Here is a 14,579-nt window from a genome sequence, read left to right as displayed (position 1 = left end):
CGATCAACACCCTGTCACGGACGCTGGCCAGAATCACCGGCTTTTCGTGGGTCAACAGGGAAGTCGACATGCAAGACAAAACGCCGGGCAAGCCATCCGCCATCGATACCGCCAGCCTGGAGGGCATTCCAGACCGTCAGCGCCGCCTGCTGCTGAGAGCCGGGCTGGGGATGTCGCTGGGTGCCTCCGCGCTGCTGGCCGCCTGCGGCGGCGGCGACGATGCCGCGCCCGGCACGCCGCCGGCCACCAGCCCCGGCACGGGCACGGGCACCACGCCGGGCACCGGCACGACGCCGTCGGCCAAGGTATCGAGCTTCGCGCTGGCCGTGCTGCCGGACACGCAGTTCTACTCGCGCTACGCGACCACGGACGAAAACCTGCAGTTCCAGCGCAAGTACGGCTCCACGCCGTTCATGGCGCAGACCAAGTGGATCACGGAAAACGCCGCCAGCCTGCGCATTCCGTTCACGATCCACCTGGGCGACGTGGTGGACCAGCAGGCCAAGCCGCTCCAATGGCAGATTGCCAGCGAGGCAATGGAGGTGATGGAGGCCGCCCGCGCACCGTATTCGATCCTGGCCGGCAACCATGACGTGATCTCCGACGTGGACTACGTCAACGCGGGCAGCCAGGCGTCGAACACCGACGCGCAGCGCAACCTGGCCAACGAGCCCTACCTCAAGAACTTCCCGACCACGCGGGCGCAACGCCAGGCCACGTTTGGCGGGCGCGACCCGTCGGGCTTCCACGAGTACCACTTCTTCGAAGTCGACGGCAACCGCTTCATGGTGCTGTCGATGTCGTGGCGCGCGTCGGACGCGGCCATCACCTGGGCGCGCAACGTGCTGAAGCGCTACCCGAAGGTGCCGGTCATCCTGTCGACCCACCAGCTGCTGAACATCGGCCCGGACGGCGTAAGCCCGCTGGAGGTGCCGTACGGCCTGATGCTCTGGGACAAGCTGATCAAGGACAACGACCAGATCTTCATGACGCTGAACGGCCACTACCATGGCGCCGCGCACCTGACCAAGACCAACGACTTCGGCAACCCGGTCGAGGAAATGGTGGTGGATTACCAGATGGCGTACATGGGCGGCAACGGCCTGATGCGGCTGTACGAATTCGACCTCACGCACAACAAGATCAAGGTCATCTCGTTCTCGCCGTGGGTGCCGCAGAAGCCCACCGAGACGCTGAACGAATTCGACGTGGCCGTGCTGACCGACAAGAACCAGCAGTTCGAGATCGACTTCGACTTCCGCAAGCGCTTTGCGCGCTTCAACCCGGACTTCGCCATCCCGGCGGCTGGCAACGACCCGATCAACGACCGCGCCAAGGCCGCCATCCTGGCCAACTACACCGAGCCGTCGGTGGCTGACAAGAAGGCCGCCGCCGATACCAACGACTATCCGCTGGTGGCCTCCACCGTGGCGCACTGGCGCTTCTTTGGCGGCGCAAACGGCGCGGCGGTGCCGGTGGGCCAGGTCATCAACGACATGACCGGCGCCAACCCGCTGAGCCGCGCGGCACTGGCCGATGGCGGCGCCGCCCAGCTGGGCGACGTGACGTGGTCGAACGACCACCACTTCCTGTCGGCCGCGCCGGGCAGCGTGAAGTTCGCCAACTCGGTGAACAGCCCCACGCGCATGAGCTTCTTTGCCACGGACACCACGGCGGCGCTCAACGCGATGACGTTCGACAACGGCTACACCGTCGAGGCGTTCATCAAGGTGCCCGCGTCGTGGACAGCCGGCAACAACGCCTGGATGAACATCATGGAGCGCGAAGGCCGGCGCGGCGCCGTGACGGGCTTTGGCAGCGGCGACGCCGACGAAAGCCCGCTGATCTTCGCCATTTCCAGCCTGCGCGAGGTGCAGTGGGAAGTCACGCCCAGCACGGCCGGCACCAAGAACCCGGCCGCCAACTGGTCGGGCGAGATCATCGCCGAGAAATGGGTACACGTGGCCGTGGTCAACACGCCGGCCAACAACGAGACGGTGATGTACGTGGAAGGGGCCCCGGTGCTGCGCAACGCGTCGAATACGCGCGGCATCGCCACCGTGGGCGCCGCCAGCCGCTTCTTCGTGGGCGGCGGCGTCTACGCCAACGTGCCGTCGAACGGCTTCCTCGGCCAGATTGGCGAGGTGCGGATCTGCACCGAGCCGCTGGCCGCGGACAAGTGGCTCACGGCGCGGCGCGCCTGATCCGCAGCGCTGCCCCGGCCGCCACGCGCACCGTGGCGGCCGGACGCGGGCTCTGCAGCGCCCGGTCAGCGTTGGCGTTCCGCCATCAGGATGGCCGCTGCCATCACGCCGATGCCGGCGATCTGCCACGCGCTCTGGCGGTGGCCGAGTACCAGCCAGTCCATCAGCACCGCCGTGGCGGGATAGACGAACTGGAACACGGCGATGCGGGTGGTGCGCAGCTTCGCCATGCCCGCGTAGATCAGCGTATAGGCCAGGGCCGTGTGCACGATGCCGATGCCGGCAAGCCACGCCCATGGCCAGCCCGGCGCCGGCCAGCCGTGGTGGATCGGCCACGCCAGCAGGACGACGCTGCCGATGGCGCATTGCCACCATGCCAGCACGCCGGCGCGCAGGTTGCCGAGCCGCCGCGCGATCAGCGTGGCGCCGGCCGTGCAGAGCGCGCCCAGCAGGCACGCGGCCACGCCGATCCAGTAGGCCGCGTCTGGCGCCCGGCCCGTGCCGGGCTGGAAGACCGGCTCCAGCAGGCCGGTGGCCAGCACAAGCCCGGCCATCGCAACCATCACGAACGCCAGACGGGCCTTGCCGACCGGCTCGCCGAGCCACAGGCCGCCCAGCACCAGCACGAACAGCGGCTGGACGTGGAACAGCACGACGGCCATGCCCGCCGACGTGCGGCCGATGGCATCGAAAAACAGCACCCAGCTGGCCACCATCAGCGAGGCGGCCGTCAGCACCCAGGCGGCATGGGCGCGCGTGAGCCGGACGTCGCGCAGCCTTCGTCGCCACAGCAGCCAGACGGTCAGGCCCAGCCACCCGAAGGCGCAGCGCGACCACGCAGCCGTGAGCGGCGGCGCGTGGGCCTGGCTCACGAAGATGCCGATGGTGCCCAGCAGCACGTTGCCAAGCAGGAATGGCCAGGCGCCATCGCCAAGTCCCGTACATAGCGTGCGGAGCGCGCCGGTCGTGGCGCCATGCGGTATCGGATCTGATTTCATGGCGACCAGTCTGGCGCCCCGCATCGATCGTGAAAAGCGCATAATCCGCGAGACATGGTTTCGATAATCGAAATATCACGATGACGACGACACCCCGCGATCTGCAGATGGACTGGCTCAAGTGCTTTGTCGCCGTGGTCGACGCTGGGTCGCTGGCCAGCGCCGCGGGCGAGATCCATCGCTCGCAGTCGGCCGTCAGCATGCAGATCAAGAAGCTGGAAGACGCCCTTGGCCAGCGGCTGCTGGAACGCAGCGCCCGCAAGCTGAGCCTGACGCCCGAGGGCCAGACGCTGCTGGGCTACGCGCGGCGCATCCTGGACCTGCACGCCGAGGCGCAGGGCGCGCTGACTGGCGACGAACTGACTGGCCGCGTGCGGCTGGGTGTGCCGGACGACTACGCCCAGAAATACCTGACGCCGGTGCTGAAGCGATTCGCCCCGCGCCACAGCGGCGTGGAAATCGAACTGATCTGCGAGCAGTCGACGTCGCTGATTCCCCGCGTGGCCAGCGGCGACCTGGACCTTGCGCTGGTCTCGCGCGACCACGCGCGGCGCGGCACGCTGCTGTTCCATGAGCCGAGGGTCTGGGTGGGATCGCCCGAGTTCGAAACGTGGCGGCGCGACCCGCTGCCTATCGCCGTCTACGAGGACGCCAGCCTGGCGCGGCGCGTGGCCATCCACTCGCTGGCGCAACAGGGGCGGCGCTACAAGGTCGTCTATCACAGCTCCAGCCTGGCCGGGCAGATCGCCGCCATCGAGAGCGGCCTGGCCGTGGCCGCCCTGACCCAATGCAGCGCGCCCCCGCACCTGCGCATCCTGGGCAGCGAGCAGGGCCTGGGGCCGCTGGAACCGATGGAAGTGGCCGTCTATCGCAGCCGCGAATCGCGCGGTGCAAAGGCGGTGGACGAACTGCAGGACCTGCTGACCCGCACGCTGCGGCTGGCGGCGTAGCTGTTGGCGGCTGCTATCTGCAGCGGCGCTTCCGGGCCGGGCGTTGCCCCCCGCCACTCAGCACCTGAAAGCACCTTTCACATTGCGAAATCTGACTGGGTCTGGCGCCCATCCGGCGGTTTCGTTCTGAGAAAACGCCTTCCACATTGCAAAATATCGCCGCTATTTCATTGATTCATAACGACAAACAAAGTCTTATGTCTTATATAAGAGTTACGTTGCAATGCGGGATTCGGCCATACACTTGTTCCCATGCTGCTGGCTGATACAGCCGGTGGCGGCACCGAATCCTTCTACCAACGCGTCAACTCTTATTAGGACTTCCCCATGGCCCAGTATCAAGACGACATCCAGGCAATCGCCGCGCTGAAAGAGACCAACGGCAGCGCCTGGAATGCGATCAATCCCGAGTACGCCGCGCGCATGCGGGCCCAGAACAAGTTCAAGACGGGCCTGGACATCGCCAAGTACACCGCCAAGATCATGCGTGCCGACATGGCTGCGTACGACGCGGACCCGTCGAAGTACACCCAGTCGCTGGGCTGCTGGCATGGCTTTATCGGCCAGCAGAAGATGATCTCCATCAAGAAGCACTTCAAGAGCACCGAACGCCGCTACCTGTACCTGTCCGGCTGGATGGTCGCCGCGCTGCGCTCGGAGTTCGGCCCCCTGCCCGACCAGTCGATGCACGAGAAGACGTCGGTCAGCGCGCTGATCCGCGAGCTGTACACGTTCCTGCGCCAGGCCGACGCCCGTGAACTGGGTGGCCTGTTCCGCGAACTGGACGCCGCCCAGGGCCCGGCCAAGGCCGCCATCCAGGAAAAGATCGACAACCACGTGACGCACGTGGTGCCCATCATCGCCGACATCGACGCCGGTTTCGGCAATGCCGAAGCCACGTACCTGCTGGCCAAGCAGTTCATCGAAGCCGGTGCCTGCTGCATCCAGATCGAGAACCAGGTGTCCGACGAAAAGCAGTGCGGCCACCAGGACGGCAAGGTCACCGTGCCGCATGAGGACTTCCTGGCCAAGATCCGCGCCATCCGTTACGCCTTCCTGGAATTGGGCGTGGACGACGGCATCATCGTGGCCCGCACCGACTCGCTGGGCGCCGGCCTGACCAAGCAGATCGCCGTGACCCGCACGCCGGGCGACCTGGGCGACCAGTACAACTCGTTCCTGGACTGCGAGGAACTGTCGGCCGACCAGCTGGGCAACGGTGACGTGATCATCAAGCGCGACGGCAAGCTGCTGCGACCGAAGCGCCTGCCGAGCAACCTGTTCCAGTTCCGCGCCGGCACCGGCGAAGCCCGCTGCGTGCTGGACTGCATCACCGCGCTGCAGAACGGTGCCGACCTGCTGTGGATCGAAACCGAAAAGCCGCACATCGCCCAGATCAACGGCATGGTCAGCGAGATCCGCAAGACCATCCCGAACGCCAAGCTGGTGTACAACAACAGCCCGTCGTTCAACTGGACGCTGAACTTCCGCCAGCAGGCGTACGACGCCATGAAGGAAGCCGGCAAGGACGTGTCGATGTACGAACGCGGCCAACTGATGAGCGTGGAGTACGACGATTCCGAACTGGCCAAGCTGGCCGACGAGAAGATCCGCACCTTCCAGGCCGACGCCTCGCGCGAAGCCGGCATCTTCCACCACCTGATCACGCTGCCGACGTACCACACCGCCGCACTGTCCACCGACAACCTGGCCAAGGAATACTTCGGCGACCAGGGCATGCTGGGCTACGTGGCAGGCGTGCAGCGCAAGGAAATCCGCCAGGGCATCGCCTGCGTCAAGCACCAGAACATGTCCGGCTCGGACATCGGCGACGACCACAAGGAATACTTCAGCGGCGAAGCTGCACTGAAGGCCGCAGGCAAGGACAACACGATGAATCAGTTCTGATTGGGGTGTTGGGGTTTGGGAAAACGCCGGCCGGGAGGCTGGCGTTTTTTTGTTTGGGGGTTGTGAATGGCGCGGCGCGAGTTGTCGTCGACGGCTTCCCCTACAACCCCCTCTCCACCATCGCCAGCAGCCGCTCCCCAATCACCCCCGCCTGTTCCTTCGCCCGGCTTCGCAGCGGCCCGTCGATCAGCAGCACCGCGAGCCCGTGCACCGCCGACCACGCCACGTACTCCGCTCCGGGCCGCCGTTCCGCCGATAGCAGGCCCGCGTCGACCCATCTGTCCAAAGCCGCCCCGAGCAGTTCGAAGGGGTTCATCCCGCTGTTGCCGGCCTTGGCCGGGTCGGCGTCGCCTTCCACGTCGTCCGGTACCGAGAATGCCGTGCGGAAAAGTCCGGTTTCCGCCAGCGCGAACTGCAGGTAGCCGATGCCCACTGCGCGCAGGCTGGCGCGGGCGCGGTCGGGTGGGGTTGCGTCGGGTGGGATGGCGGCCATTTCGGATTCCATGGCCATGGCGAGGCTGGAGAGCGCCGATGCGCGGACGGCCTGCAGCAAGTCCTGGCGGCTGGCGAAGTGTCGGTAGGCAGCGTTGGGGACCACCCCGGCGCGGCGGGTGGCTTCGCGTAGCACGATGGCGTCGGGGCCGCCTTCGCGGGCCAGGTCGATGCCGGCTTCGAGCAGTGCGCGGCGCAGGTCGCCGTGGCGGTATGTGGTGCGGGTGGGAGGCGTTGCGGCGGCAGTTCGGGTCATGTCAGCTCCCATGTGGACGTTGTCCACGCATCTACTGTGAATAGTAGACAGTGTACACAACGACTGCCAGTCGTCGATACGGCACACAGGGCGCGTTTGAATGGCGAAAACGCCACATCTACAGGATGGGCGCGAATAGCTTGGCGACGTGCATCGCCACGCGCAGGATGGCCGGCGAGCCCAGGAAATCGCGCGAGTCGATCTGGCGGGCCTGGGCGAAATCGGCTTCGAGCATGCGCGCCACGTCGGCAGCAAAGGCCGGGTGGGCGGTCATCACCATCAGCTCGAAGTTCAGGCGGAACGACCGGTTGTCGAGATTGGCGGTGCCCACCGCGGCCGCCTCGTCGTCGATCAGGACGACCTTCTGGTGCAGGAACCCCGGCTGGTAGCGATAGATCTTCACGCCCGCGCGCACCGCCTGATAGGCATAGATCGTCGACGCGCCGTACACCACCAGGTGGTCGGGCCGCGACGGGATCAGGATGCGGACGTCCACGCCGCGCAGCACCGCCAGCCGCAGCATCGCGAACACGGCCTCGTCCGGCACGAAGTATGGCGATGTCATCCACAGCCGGCGCGTGGCCGCCTGGATGGCCTCGACGAAGAACAGCGAGCAGGTTTCCTGAGCGTCGGCGGGCCCCGACGGCACGACCTGGCAGATCATGTCGCCCACGCGCCGCGGCGGCGGCGTCATCAGGTAAGGCACCTCGCGGGCGGCCCAATACCAGTCCTCGGCAAACGCCATCTGCAGGTCCAGCACCGCCGCGCCGCGGATGTCGACATGGGTGTCGCGCCACGGCGCCAGCGGCGGGCGCTTGCCCAGGTACTCGTTGCCGACGTTGTGCCCGCCGACGAACGCCCGCGCGCCATCCACGATCACCAGCTTGCGGTGGTTGCGAAAGTTGAGCTGGAAGCGATTGACAAAGCCGGGATGGGTGGAGAACGGCCGGGCCTGCACGCCGGCCTGCTGCAGCGTCCGCATATAGCCGCGCCCCAGCGCGTGGCAGCCGATGCTGTCGTAGAGGAAATAGACCCTGACGCCGGCCCGCGCCTTGTCGCAGAGGCGTTGCTGCAGCGCGCGGCCCAGATCGTCGTCATGGACGATGAAGAACTGCACCAGCACCTGTTCGGTGGCGGCGTCGATGGCGTCGAAGATCGCCGCGAACGTGGCGTCGCCATTCACCAGCAGCCGCACGTCGTTGTTCGTCAGGCACGGCATGCCGGTCAGGCTGGGCAGCGCCCGCAGGCACGCCTGCTGCGGCACCGGCACGACGTTGGCGGCCAGCGCCTCGCGCTCCTGGTGGGTCATGCCGTGGCGAATCTCGCGCAGGCGGTCGTTGTTGAAGCGGCGCGCGTTGACGTAGCCGGCAAAGCGGCTGCGGCCGAAGATCAGGTACGGGATGATCGCGAGGTACGGCATCATCACCAGCGACCCCGCCCACGCGATGGCGCCGGGCGCCGTGCGCACGGTCATGACGGCATGCAGCGCGGCAACGATCCCGACAATGTGGAACGCGAGGATGACGGCGGCAATCACGCTGGGACTGAACATAGGCACGTATACCGTGGACTGTCCTGGACACGATGAGCCGTATTCTGGCATAGCGCGTCGCGCCATTTGCACCCCGCCCGTCGCCGGCCGCGCGCTGCCCAATTTTTGATCACGCCGATGCGGTGGCGGCCCACCGCCGCGCCGCGCCACCCGCCGCCCCGGTTATCCACAAAATCTGTGGATAACGATCGGGCTTGTCCCCAGCGCCAGCCCGGCGCCACCCCGTCGTCGCCGGTCGGTCCTTTTAAAGAAACACCGATTGTTGCGCCCATGCCCCGTCGATACGCTGCATCGTGTTTGTTCCATTCAATGCATTTTGCAAGTTCGATAGTGTCGTATGAACCCCCAATCCAATATCGCGCTGCTCGCCAGCCGCAACTCGCCGCTCTATCCCATGCAGGAACTGCTGTCCATCGCGGGCTTCCAGTGCAGCGCCTTCCAGGCAGGTAGAGACCTGATCCACGGTCTGGGCCACGACAACTTCGACATGTTGCTCATCGACCGCGACCTTCCCGATATCTCCGCCATTGACGTCATCCGCGCCGTCCGCGCCGTGCGCAACCGCGACGTGCCGATCGTCATGATCTCCAGCGAGAACGATGACGACGACATGGTCGAAGCGCTGGACGCCGGCGCCGACGACTACATCGTCCGCCCGCTCAACGCCCGCGTGCTGCTGGCCCGCATCGCGGCCCTGCGCCGCCGCATGTCCGGCACCCGCCTGAGCATCCATATCCCCCTGCGCGCCGGCCCCTACGAACTGAACAACCCCGGCCGCTACGCCACGCTGCACGGCCAGCGCATTCCGATGACGCCGAAGGAATTCGACCTGGCGATGCTGATGTTTGCGAACGCGGGCCGCATCCTGGCGACGCAGCGCATCGAGAACACGATCTGGGGCCACTCACTGCCGCCTTCGTCGCGCGCGCTGGCCGGGCTGGTGTCGCGCATGCGCCGGACGCTCGATCTCTGCGCGGAGAACGGCGTGACGGTCACGGTGGTCTACGCGCAGGGCTACCGGCTCGACGTGCTGGACAGCGCCGCACGGGCCGAGCTGACCGCCCATCGCGCGCCACGGCTGGGCCTGGAAGCGCTGGCCAACCGCTAGGCCGGCGCTAGTTCTCCAGCTCGCCACGCGCGGCGAGGTCGGCGATGTCGATACCCGCCACGCCTTCCGGCGCCCCCTTCGCCTGCCGCTTGGCCACGGCGGCCGCCGCGCCCACGTGCTGGCTGCCCAGCCGCCACGTGGCCATTGCCTCGGCCCCCACGCGCACCGCGCCCACCGCCATCGTCACGAACGGGTAGAACATCGGCCGCCCGTGCCGGTCCTCGCCATGGATGCCGCCCGCCACGCGGTCCGCCGGCGCGTACATCGACAGCGCGGCATCATCGAAACTCGCCATCGCCCCGCGGATGCGGGCCTCCCAGTCGTCGCCCTGGAACAGCACCAGGAAATCGTCGCCGCCGATGTGGCCCAGGAAGTCGCGCGCCGGGTCGCACGCCTGCGCCAGGATCGCGGCGGCGCCCTTGAGCAGCTCGTCGCCCTTCCAGTAGCCGTAGTGGTCGTTGAACGGCTTGAAGTGGTTCAGGTCGGCGTAGCAGGCGTGAAAGGGGCTGCGGGCCTCGATCAGGCGGTCGATATGCTGGTTCAGCAGGATGTTGCCGGGCAGGAATGTCAGCGGATTCGCATAGCGTGCCGCCTCCATGCGGACATCGGTGATGGCGCGCAGCAGGTCAGCGCCCGTGCCCAGCCCCACGTAGCGGCCCTCGTCGGTAATCACAAAGCCGTCGGCCAGCGCGCGCGACGGCTCGCCGGCCACGTGGTCGGCCATCTCCTCCAGCGTCGCGCGCCGGTCGAAGCAGACCGGCTCCAAGTTGGCCAGCGCGATGCACGCCTTGCGGCCGTACAGCTCCCGGTGGAACGGCGTCGCGTAACGATCGAGCAGCGTCTGACGATTGATCAGCCCGATGGGCCGCTGGTGCTCGTCAAGCACGGCCATCGCATGCAAGTCACCATGCGCGTGGAAGCGCGCCAGCACGTCGTTGTTCGACGTCTCCGCGCTCACCGCCGGCACCGGCCGCAGCAACTGCCCCGCCGTGATGCCCGACCACCCCGTGCGCAGCATCTGCGGAAACACGGCGATCTGGCGTGATGCCAGCACCGTGCGCACCTCCGCCGCAATCTCGGTGGGCGGCAGCGCGGCGGGCCGGCCCAGGAAGTAGCCCTGCCCCGCCGCCACGCCCAGGTCGCGCACCAGCGCCAGTTCCTCGGCCGTCTCGATGCCTTCCGCAATCACCCGGCCGCCCAGCGCGTGCATCGTACCCAGGATCGCGCGCAATACCTCCAGCCGGCGCGAACTGGCATGAATGCCACGCACCAGCGATTTGTCGATCTTGATGTACTGCGGCGCCAGTTCGGCCAGCCGGTCCAGGTTGGCATGGCCGGTGCCAAAGTCGTCCAGCGCGTAAGGCACGCCCAGGTCGGTCAGCACCGCCATCACGGCGGCAAAGCTGCGGGCGTCGCCCACGGCGGTCTGTTCGGTCACCTCGATCACCACGCGCGAAGGGGCGATGCGCGTGCGGGCGCCCTGCCCGCCGTCCAGTCCCAGCAACGACGCCATGGCGCTGCCGCGCCGGTCCAGCAGATGGCGCAGCGTCAGCGGACTGAAGTTCAGGAACAGCTTGCCGGGCAGGTCCAGCGCCGCCCACGACGCCAGCGCGGTGCGCGCGGCCGACATCTCCAGGGCCACCGTGGTGCCGGTGTCCTGCGCCAGCCGGAACAGCGCGTCCGGCGATGCGTGCATCGACCCGGCCGGGCCGCGGATCAGCGCCTCGTAGCCCAGGATGTCGCCAGTGGCCAGCGTCACGATGGGCTGGAACACCGCGTGCAGCGGTGGCGGTCTCACGGCCTCTCGGGCCGCGGCCGAATCGGAGGCAACGGGCAACATGAAACGAACTCGGACGGATGGCAGGCCACCTGCTTGTTAACGGCCGACCCCAAGCACGCTTGAGCACGACTTTGCAATTCAGGCACAGAGGAAGCGCGCGCCATTGCAGGACAGAATTGTGTCGCCCGTATGACAAGCCCGCCACATGCCGACTGTCACGCCGTTGTCACATTGTTCACCGAGCATCACGCCGCACCGCAGCAAGACGGGCGTGGCCAGCCTCCCCTCATGGCCGTTTCGCCAAAAAGCCCGCTGTGGCGGTTGCCAGGGTCATGCATGGCGGAGCGCTGCTCCGAAGGAGTTCTGTTGTGTTGCAAGCCATCAAGCTGGCATTGCCGGGCCGGCGCGGCCAATCTGTCTGGCAGGGCCTGGCGGCGCTGCCGCTGGTCGTGCGTCTTTCCGCGGCATTTGTCCTCATCTATGCGTTTGGCGCGATGGTCGGGCTCACCGGCATCGTCAACCTGATCGATCTCAAACGCGATACCGATACGCTCTACCAGCGCGACATGCGCGGCGCCATCGCCGCCGAGCGCGCGCAGGCTTCGCTGGCGATGCTGGGCCGCGCGCAACTGGCGCTGACGCTGGCCACCAGTTCCGCCGAGCGCGACGCCGCGGTCCACGACATCACCGAGGCATCGCGCCATCTGGACGCGGCGGTGGACGGCGTCCGGCAGGCCGCCCCGGCCCAGGCCCGCGCGCTGCTGGCCGAACGCAAGGCCGCCGCCGAACTGGTCGGCAACTATGTCGATCTGATCCGCAAGCAGCCGCTAGACCCGTTGCAGTTCGACGCGGCGGTGTCCATCGACGGCCATTTCCTGGGCGAACAGTTGCAGAAGCTGGGCGCGCGGGTTGAAACCGTGCGGATGTCGATGGCCCAGCAGGCGGCCGACACCGTGGCCGGCGTGGCCTCGGCGCAAGTCACCGCGCAGACCGTGATGATCGGCCTGCTGGCCGCCAGCCTGGCCGCCGCCGCGCTGCTGGCGTGGGTGGCCGCGCGCAGCCTGACGCGCGAACTCGGCGGCGAGCCGCGCGATGCCGCCACGCTGGCCACGCGCATCGCCAGCGGCGACCTGACGGCCCACATCGCCCTGCGCGACCGAGACGACAGCAGCCTGCTGTTCAACCTGTCCGGCATGCGCGACCAGTTGGCCGGCGTGCTCGCGCGCATCCAGCATTGCGCGCACGAGATTACCGGCGCCAGCGACGGCATCGCCCAGGGCAACCAGGCTTTGGCCACGCGCACCGGCCTGCAGGCCACCGCACTGGCCGAGGCCGCGGCCAACGTCACGCGGCTGACGACGCTGGTGCAGCAGGCTCACGCGCAGGCGCAGGAATCGAGCGACATGGCCAGCCGCGCGCGCGAAGCCACCGGCGCCGGCATGGCCGCCGTGCGCGACATGAGCGGCGCGATGGCCAACGTCCACGCCCAGTCGCGCAATATTTCCGAGATCGTCTCGGTCATCGAGAGCATCGCGTTCCAGACCAATATCCTCGCGCTCAACGCCGCCGTGGAAGCCGCGCGCGCCGGCGAGGCCGGCCGGGGCTTTGCGGTGGTGGCGCAGGAAGTGCGTGCACTCGCGCAGCGCAGCGCCACGGCCGCGCGCGAGATCGGCGGCATCATCGGCGACGCCGCCAACGAGATCGCGCGCGGCGCGGACCTGAGCGGCCGGGTGGAAGCGGCGATGTCCGGCATCGACGCGGCCGTCAACCACAGCCACACCCTCGCGGCCGAACTGCGCATGCTGGCCGACGAGCAGGCCAGCGGCATCCGCACCGTTGGCGACGCGCTGGCACGGCTGGAACAGACCAGCGCCGACAACGCCACGCTGGTCGACGAGGTCAGCACGCAGGCCGCGCGGCTCGATCACCAGGCGGCCGCGCTGGAATCGGACGTCGCCCGCTTCCAGTTCTGACACGCCGCGCCGTTGCCGCACCGCCGCAAAACTTCAGCTTTCGTCGATTGCCGCCGTAATTAAGGCAGATCCGATTCGCCGCCCGGCCGCGCCCCGCTAGCATGGCAGGTCATGCCCAGGGTGGCGGCCGGTGTCGGATGGGAGCGCCCCGGCGGACGGAAAGCGGAGAAACGCATGCTACGCAAGGCAGTGCAGGACGACATGTCGTTCCAGGAGGACTTCGAAGCCGCGGGCCGCGACTGGGCGCCCCGGCTCAAGCCGTGCGGCACGTGCCACACCTGCGAGCAGCCCGTGGGCCAAGCCGACCTGTTCTGCGGCATCGCCTGCCAGTACGCATTCGAGCATTTCGAAATGCGGTTGCTGCGCAAGGGCTAGCCATCGACGATCGATTCCGGACGCCCCCGCCCCACTCGAACATTTCCTTTCATTTTCCTGTCAACCGGGCGCCCCGACGACCCGTTGAGGCTTGCATTACGGCGGTATCCGCGCAGCGGGACAGGCCGGAAAACAAGGCCTGGCGCGGCAGATGTGTCCGCGAGAAACACTTGGACCGAAGCGGTAACCGGCATTAACGAGTCCCGCGTAAAAGTTACACAACTGTTGCACTTGCGCACATTTTGTGTCGACTTTCCCACGCAAAACACGGATACGCTTGGTTCATCCCATCACCGATTGACCACGAGAAATCATGACCGAACGCCTCATCATGCTGGACGTACCCGGCGTCCTGTATTCGGACCGCTCCGCTGCCCGCCTGGGTGGTACGCCAAACACGGGGACCCTGCGTGACGTCAGGTTTTTCGATCCGATCGCCCTTGGCTTCCTGCGCCGCCTGTTCGGCATTGCCGGCGCCCGCGTGGTGGTTGCCGACGCATGGCGCCGTGGCACGCCGGCCGCGATCTTCCAGCAGCTCGACCTGCAGGTGGAAGGCATGACGCCGCCCGTGCAGGGGGGTCATCCGGCCGAGATCGACGCCTGGTTTGGCCAGCATCCGGCGCCGGGCGCATGGGTCATCATCTCCACCGCGCCGGCCGCGTCGTTCACCGCGGCCCAGCGCGCGCGCCTGGTGCAGGTGGATCCGGCCGAGGGCCTGACCGTTGACAACTTCCGCAAGGCGCTCGATATCCTGGGCGTGGCCTGCCCGTCCACCATCACGCCCGATTCGCGCGTCGAGCCTGGCCTGAAGGCCAAGCTGCGCCACCTGCAGCGGCTGGCCCGCGACGAGCCGGAGCGCTTCATGCCCGCCCCCGCCGCCGCCGAGGCGCGCGAGCAGGCCATGGCGGTGGCTGTGGCCAGCCTGACCGGCAAGCAGTTCGCGCCCGCCGCCATCCACGCCTGACCGGCGCCCGGCCTGCCGC

The 14,579-nt window shown here is 67.6% G+C and carries 11 protein-coding genes; 7 read left to right on the top strand and 4 right to left on the bottom strand.

Going from position 1 to position 14,579, the window contains the following annotated elements; genetic code table 11:
* Window positions 1-68 precede the first annotated feature (68 nt).
* Window positions 69-2,204 carry a LamG-like jellyroll fold domain-containing protein gene (locus EHF44_RS25710; protein ID WP_124686497.1) on the top strand — a complete coding sequence of 712 codons (2,136 nt, stop codon included), beginning with the start codon at window positions 69-71 and terminating at the stop codon, window positions 2,202-2,204.
* A 65-nt stretch (window positions 2,205-2,269) separates the two neighbouring features.
* Here the strand turns inward: EHF44_RS25710 and EHF44_RS25705 are convergent, their stop codons facing one another.
* On the bottom strand, window positions 2,270-3,202 hold the full coding sequence (locus tag EHF44_RS25705) for a DMT family transporter (protein ID WP_172966182.1): 933 nt from the start codon (window positions 3,200-3,202) through the stop codon (window positions 2,270-2,272).
* A gap of 80 nt (window positions 3,203-3,282) precedes the next feature.
* On the opposite strand from EHF44_RS25705, the gene EHF44_RS25700 reads away from it, so the two are divergent.
* Together EHF44_RS25700 and EHF44_RS25695 are read left to right on the top strand one after the other, a co-directional pair.
* Entirely contained in the window at window positions 3,283-4,152 is an 870-nt protein-coding gene (locus EHF44_RS25700) for a LysR family transcriptional regulator (RefSeq protein ID WP_124686496.1), read from the top strand.
* A 327-nt stretch (window positions 4,153-4,479) separates the two neighbouring features.
* Window positions 4,480-6,060: an isocitrate lyase gene (locus tag EHF44_RS25695; protein WP_124686495.1), complete on the top strand. Its 1,581-nt coding sequence runs from the start codon at window positions 4,480-4,482 to the stop codon at window positions 6,058-6,060.
* Between the two features lie 100 nt (window positions 6,061-6,160).
* Here the strand turns inward: EHF44_RS25695 and EHF44_RS25690 are convergent, their stop codons facing one another.
* Both EHF44_RS25690 and cls read right to left on the bottom strand, forming a co-directional pair.
* Window positions 6,161-6,808 carry a TetR/AcrR family transcriptional regulator gene (locus EHF44_RS25690; RefSeq protein WP_124686494.1) on the bottom strand — a complete coding sequence of 216 codons (648 nt, stop codon included), beginning with the start codon at window positions 6,806-6,808 and terminating at the stop codon, window positions 6,161-6,163.
* A 118-nt stretch (window positions 6,809-6,926) separates the two neighbouring features.
* Window positions 6,927-8,360, bottom strand: a complete 1,434-nt coding sequence (cls, locus tag EHF44_RS25685; RefSeq protein WP_124686493.1) for a cardiolipin synthase — start codon at window positions 8,358-8,360, stop codon at window positions 6,927-6,929.
* Between the two features lie 337 nt (window positions 8,361-8,697).
* Here cls and EHF44_RS25680 point away from each other — a divergent pair, with 337 nt between their 5' ends.
* Window positions 8,698-9,468 carry a response regulator transcription factor gene (locus tag EHF44_RS25680; protein ID WP_124686492.1) on the top strand — a complete coding sequence of 257 codons (771 nt, stop codon included), beginning with the start codon at window positions 8,698-8,700 and terminating at the stop codon, window positions 9,466-9,468.
* A gap of 7 nt (window positions 9,469-9,475) precedes the next feature.
* On the opposite strand, the gene EHF44_RS25675 is transcribed toward EHF44_RS25680, so the two are convergent.
* Window positions 9,476-11,308 (bottom strand): EAL domain-containing protein, encoded by a 1,833-nt coding sequence (locus EHF44_RS25675; RefSeq protein WP_124686491.1) that lies wholly within the window; start codon window positions 11,306-11,308, stop codon window positions 9,476-9,478.
* 308 nt (window positions 11,309-11,616) lie between these two features.
* Here EHF44_RS25675 and EHF44_RS25670 point away from each other — a divergent pair, with 308 nt between their 5' ends.
* The 3 genes from EHF44_RS25670 to EHF44_RS25660 all read left to right on the top strand — a co-directional run bounded on the left by EHF44_RS25670 (window position 11,617) and on the right by EHF44_RS25660 (window position 14,560).
* Window positions 11,617-13,221 (top strand): methyl-accepting chemotaxis protein, encoded by a 1,605-nt coding sequence (locus EHF44_RS25670; protein WP_124686490.1) that lies wholly within the window; start codon window positions 11,617-11,619, stop codon window positions 13,219-13,221.
* A gap of 174 nt (window positions 13,222-13,395) precedes the next feature.
* Window positions 13,396-13,596: a hypothetical protein gene (locus EHF44_RS25665; protein WP_124686489.1), complete on the top strand. Its 201-nt coding sequence runs from the start codon at window positions 13,396-13,398 to the stop codon at window positions 13,594-13,596.
* Between the two features lie 313 nt (window positions 13,597-13,909).
* On the top strand, window positions 13,910-14,560 hold the full coding sequence (locus EHF44_RS25660; protein ID WP_124686488.1) for an HAD domain-containing protein: 651 nt from the start codon (window positions 13,910-13,912) through the stop codon (window positions 14,558-14,560).
* Window positions 14,561-14,579 lie beyond the last annotated feature (19 nt).

The organism is Cupriavidus pauculus, from assembly GCF_003854935.1.
GTDB classification, from domain to species: Bacteria; Pseudomonadota; Gammaproteobacteria; order Burkholderiales; family Burkholderiaceae; genus Cupriavidus; species Cupriavidus pauculus_C.
This window is presented reverse-complemented; position numbering and strand designations above follow the sequence as displayed.

What these genes read in the sequence shown, in the direction of transcription:
- EHF44_RS25675 (WP_124686491.1), bottom strand. Translation starts at nt 11,308, where the DNA reads ATGTTGCCCGTTGCCTCCGATTCGGCCGCGGCCCGAGAGGCCGTGAGA.
- EHF44_RS25705 (WP_172966182.1), bottom strand. Translation starts at nt 3,202, where the DNA reads ATGAAATCAGATCCGATACCGCATGGCGCCACGACCGGCGCGCTCCGC.
- EHF44_RS25695 (WP_124686495.1), top strand. Translation starts at nt 4,480, where the DNA reads ATGGCCCAGTATCAAGACGACATCCAGGCAATCGCCGCGCTGAAAGAG.
- cls (WP_124686493.1), bottom strand. Translation starts at nt 8,360, where the DNA reads ATGTTCAGTCCCAGCGTGATTGCCGCCGTCATCCTCGCGTTCCACATT.
- EHF44_RS25665 (WP_124686489.1), top strand. Translation starts at nt 13,396, where the DNA reads ATGCTACGCAAGGCAGTGCAGGACGACATGTCGTTCCAGGAGGACTTC.
- EHF44_RS25660 (WP_124686488.1), top strand. Translation starts at nt 13,910, where the DNA reads ATGACCGAACGCCTCATCATGCTGGACGTACCCGGCGTCCTGTATTCG.
- EHF44_RS25710 (WP_124686497.1), top strand. Translation starts at nt 69, where the DNA reads ATGCAAGACAAAACGCCGGGCAAGCCATCCGCCATCGATACCGCCAGC.
- EHF44_RS25700 (WP_124686496.1), top strand. Translation starts at nt 3,283, where the DNA reads ATGACGACGACACCCCGCGATCTGCAGATGGACTGGCTCAAGTGCTTT.
- EHF44_RS25690 (WP_124686494.1), bottom strand. Translation starts at nt 6,808, where the DNA reads ATGACCCGAACTGCCGCCGCAACGCCTCCCACCCGCACCACATACCGC.
- EHF44_RS25680 (WP_124686492.1), top strand. Translation starts at nt 8,698, where the DNA reads ATGAACCCCCAATCCAATATCGCGCTGCTCGCCAGCCGCAACTCGCCG.